The organism is uncultured Halovibrio sp. (assembly GCF_913056445.1).
Taxonomy (GTDB): domain Bacteria; phylum Pseudomonadota; class Gammaproteobacteria; order Pseudomonadales; family Oleiphilaceae; genus Halospina; species Halospina utahensis_B.
Genome location: NZ_CAJXMA010000134.1, coordinates 1 through 3,569, shown reverse-complemented (window position 1 = coordinate 3,569; position 3,569 = coordinate 1). Strand labels below are relative to the sequence as shown.

The 3,569-nt window shown below is 63.0% G+C and carries 3 protein-coding genes and 2 tRNA genes; 2 read left to right on the top strand and 3 right to left on the bottom strand.

What is annotated here, in order from left to right; genetic code table 11:
* Nucleotides 1-692 (top strand): 6-pyruvoyl tetrahydropterin reductase (locus QZ501_RS14985; RefSeq protein WP_295720621.1); only part of this gene is annotated, 692 nt, incomplete at its 5' end.
* Nucleotides 693-744: 52 nt separating this feature from the next.
* Here the strand turns inward: QZ501_RS14985 and QZ501_RS14980 are convergent.
* The 3 genes from QZ501_RS14980 to gltX form a co-directional block, all read right to left on the bottom strand.
* Nucleotides 745-820, bottom strand: a tRNA-Glu gene (locus QZ501_RS14980).
* 8 nt (nucleotides 821-828) lie between these two features.
* Nucleotides 829-904 (bottom strand) — tRNA-Ala (locus tag QZ501_RS14975).
* A 65-nt stretch (nucleotides 905-969) separates the two neighbouring features.
* Nucleotides 970-2,457: a glutamate--tRNA ligase gene (gene gltX, locus QZ501_RS14970; RefSeq protein ID WP_151439375.1), complete on the bottom strand. Its 1,488-nt coding sequence runs from the start codon at nucleotides 2,455-2,457 to the stop codon at nucleotides 970-972.
* 163 nt (nucleotides 2,458-2,620) lie between these two features.
* Between gltX and QZ501_RS14965 the strand changes: the two genes are divergently transcribed.
* Nucleotides 2,621-3,526, top strand: a complete 906-nt coding sequence (locus QZ501_RS14965) for a metal ABC transporter substrate-binding protein (protein WP_160898850.1) — start codon at nucleotides 2,621-2,623, stop codon at nucleotides 3,524-3,526.
* Nucleotides 3,527-3,569 lie beyond the last annotated feature (43 nt).

Here is a 3,569-nt window from a genome sequence, read left to right as displayed (position 1 = left end):
TCCCTACACGACGCTCTTCCGATCTGGATCACCGGCTGCTGATCCCCGCGGATTACCCCCAACTGCAATGGCTGGACCCGGAGTCCCCCGGGCATTTCCGCTGGCACCTGGAGGACGGTACCTGGATCGAGCACCGCTCGCCGGAACAGGCCGTTACCACCGTCCCCGGAGAAGCCGTTGAGCGCCAGGCCATAGCCACCCGGCTGTCAGAAAGCCTTCAGCGGGTCCTCCCGGACAATGTCCACGACGTACGCATCAATCTGCGCCTGGAGCAGATCGACGGTGCCTGGTACCACTACGCCCACGGGCTCAAAAAACACGACGGCAACTGCCAGCGCATCGCCCACGGCCACCGCTCCCGCATCCAGATTCTGCGCAACGGTGAGCGGGCCCCGGACCTGGAGCACTACTGGGGCGGGCGCTGGCGTGATATCTACCTGGCAACAGCGGACGACCGGAGCGCAACCTTCGAGGACGCGGGCATCCCCTATCACCGGTTCAGCTACGAGTCGGACCAGGGCCATTTCGAAATCACCCTGCCAGCGGCCCGTACGGAGATCATGGGGCCGGATACCACCGTGGAATGGATTGCCTGCTACCTGCGGGATGAAACCCGGAAGCTGGAACCGGAAAGCCGGATTGAGGTTTACGCCTTTGAAGGGGTGAACAAGGGAGCCATCGCGGAGGGCTGAACCGGAATCCGGACATAAAAAAAGCCGGCCAAGTGGCCGGCTTTTCTGTATCTGGCGTCCCGTAGGGGACTCGAACCCCTGTTACTGCCGTGAAAGGGCAGTGTCCTAGGCCTCTAGACGAACGGGACTGAAAAAGTGGTGGAGCCAGGGAGGCTCGAACTCCCGACCTCGGCGCTGCCAGCGCCGCGCTCTCCCAGCTGAGCTATGGCCCCACTGCGTCCAACGGGTGCGTATATTAGTGGCGACCCAGGGGCGCGTCAACCCCTGATTGCCGCCTTTATTCGCCGGTCTCCAGTGCCGCGTATTCCTTCTCGACTTTCTTAGCCTGTTTCTTCGAAAAACCGCCCAGCACATTCAGCGCGTGGCGCAGACGCGCCCGACTCACGTCCGGGCCCAGAAGCCCCATGGAGTCCACCACTGACCAGGAGTTGGGTGTCCCCGCCACAGCCACGAAAATCGGGAACATGAATTCCCCCAGCTTCAGACCCATGGCACCCGCAAGCGCCTTGAGATCGGCAAAGACCGTATCCCGGCTCCAGTGGCGTTCCGCCTCTAGCCGCCACAGGGCGAACTGGAGAATCCGCCGCACGGTCTCCTCCTCCAGCTTGCGGTGCTGGAAATCCTCGGGGCGCACATCCAGCATCCCGGAGAACATGAACGACGCCATCGGTGCAATATCCGAAAAGGTCTCAACACGGCTCTTGAGGTGCGGCACCAGTGGCGCCAGCTGGTCACGGCTGAACCACCAGTCCCCCACCCGGTCCATGAAGGCCTCGTCGGTCAGTGTCTCGCGGATCCACAGGCCGTTGAGCCAGCGCAGCTTGGCCTGGTCGAACACGGGCCCACCAAGCGAGACCCGATGGATATCGAATTCCGCCTGCATCTCATCAAGCGTGAACCGCTCCCGCTCATCCGGCATGGACCAGCCCATGCGCCCCAGGAAGTTCAGCACCGCCTCAGGCATGAAACCGAGCCGCTCATACAGGTCGATGCTGGTGGGGTTCTTGCGCTTGCTGAGCTTGGTTCCGTCCTCATTGCGCAGCAGCGGCATGTGGCACAGCGTCGGCATGTCCCAGCCGAAGTAGTCATAGAGCAGCCTGTGCTTGGGCGCGGAGTTGATCCACTCCTCGCCCCGGATCACATGGGTAATGCCCATCCGGTGGTCGTCGACGACGTTCGCAAGGTGATACGTGGGCATGCCATCGGACTTGAGCAGGATCTGACAGTCGATCTGGGTCCAGTCGATGGTGACCGTGCCCCGCAGCATGTCCTCAATCTCGCACACGCCCTCTTCCGGCACCTTCATCCGGATCACGTAGGGCTCACCGGCGTCCATACGACGCCTCACCTCATCCGCCGGCAGCTCCAGATCCCCCTTGATGCCCGGGTTGAGGCCCTGCTCCCGGCGGGCATCACGGATGGCATCCAGCTCCTCGGGACTGCGGAAGCAGTAGAACGCATGACCGCTCTCGACCAGCTGTTCGGCATAGGCACGATACTCGTCGCGCCGCTCGGACTGACGGTAGGGACCGTATTCGCCGCCCACATCCGGCCCCTCGTCCCATTCCAGCCCCAGCCAGCGCAGGGAATCCAGGATCGCCTGCTCGGATTCCGGGGTGCTTCTGGCCTGGTCGGTATCCTCAATCCTCAGGATGAACTGCCCGCCGTGCTGGCGTGCAAAACACTGGTTGAACAGCGCGATATAGGCCGTACCCACATGCGGGTCGCCGGTGGGCGAAGGGGCGATTCGGGTTCTGACGGTCATGTCGGTTCCTGGCTCCTCGAATAGGTCGGCATCGGCTCGATGAAAGCGCGTATTATAACGCCTCCACCGGGCCGGGTCGTCCTTCCGTATCCTCCCCTATGGTCGATCCCGCCATGATTGGATAGAATACCTCCTCCACCAACATGTTATGTTATAACGATCTATGATAAGACGACGCCTGCTGTGCCTGTTGCTACTCCTTCTGGGCTTCACTTCGTCCCCGGCCTGGGCGGAACGCCCGCTCATTGTCACCAGCACCCACCCCCTGGCACTGATCGTCAAGGAAGTGGCTGGCGAGCAGGCGGATGTCCGGGCGCTGGTGCCCGCGGATGTCAGCCCCCATCACTACAGCATGCGGCCCTCCGAACGCCGCAGCCTCGCGGAGGCGGACCGCATCTACTGGCTGGGGGCCGGGCTGGAACCCTACCTGCAGGGGACCATGAGTGACAGCACCCTGGTCGGCAAGACCCGGACGCTGGTCGGGGCGCCACAGAATCCCCCGGAAAATGATGATCATGGGCACCACCACGCCACTGGCGAGGATCCCCATGTCTGGCTGTCCCCTGAGAGGGCCCTTGCCATGGCCCGGCGTGCCCGGGGAACCCTGGGCGCACTGGACGGGGTGGACGACCAGGCCATTGAACGCAATTACCAAGGTTTTGAGCAGAGGCTTGTTGAAACCACCGAGCGCATCCGTGCACAGCTTGAGCCTCTGCAGGTGATTACGCTGTTCACCTATCACGATGCGTTCCACTATTTCGCGGATCACTTCGGGCTGACCATCGCCGGGACGCTCACGAACAACCCGGAGCGCAGCCCCAGCGCACGGCATATCGCCGGCCTCCAGCAGTCCCTTGAAGCGGCACGATTCCCCTGTATCATGACGGAGACCCAACTCGGCGGTGACTGGTGGCGAGGTCTGGATGTACCCCAACCCCTCGCCGTGAGCCGCTGGGACCCAGTCGGGGGTGACATCCCTATCAGCGTGGGCGGCTACACAGCGTTCCTGGAGTCCCTTGCGGACGCGGTGAGCCGCTGTCGCCCCGAACAACAGCCCGAGGAAAAGTAGACCGGCATGCAACGCCCCGAACCGGATCGCCAATTCAGCATCG

Coding starts and splice junctions, on each gene's coding strand:
- gltX (WP_151439375.1), bottom strand. CDS start 2,457: ATGACCGTCAGAACCCGAATCGCCCCTTCGCCCACCGGCGACCCGCAT.
- QZ501_RS14965 (WP_160898850.1), top strand. CDS start 2,621: ATGATAAGACGACGCCTGCTGTGCCTGTTGCTACTCCTTCTGGGCTTC.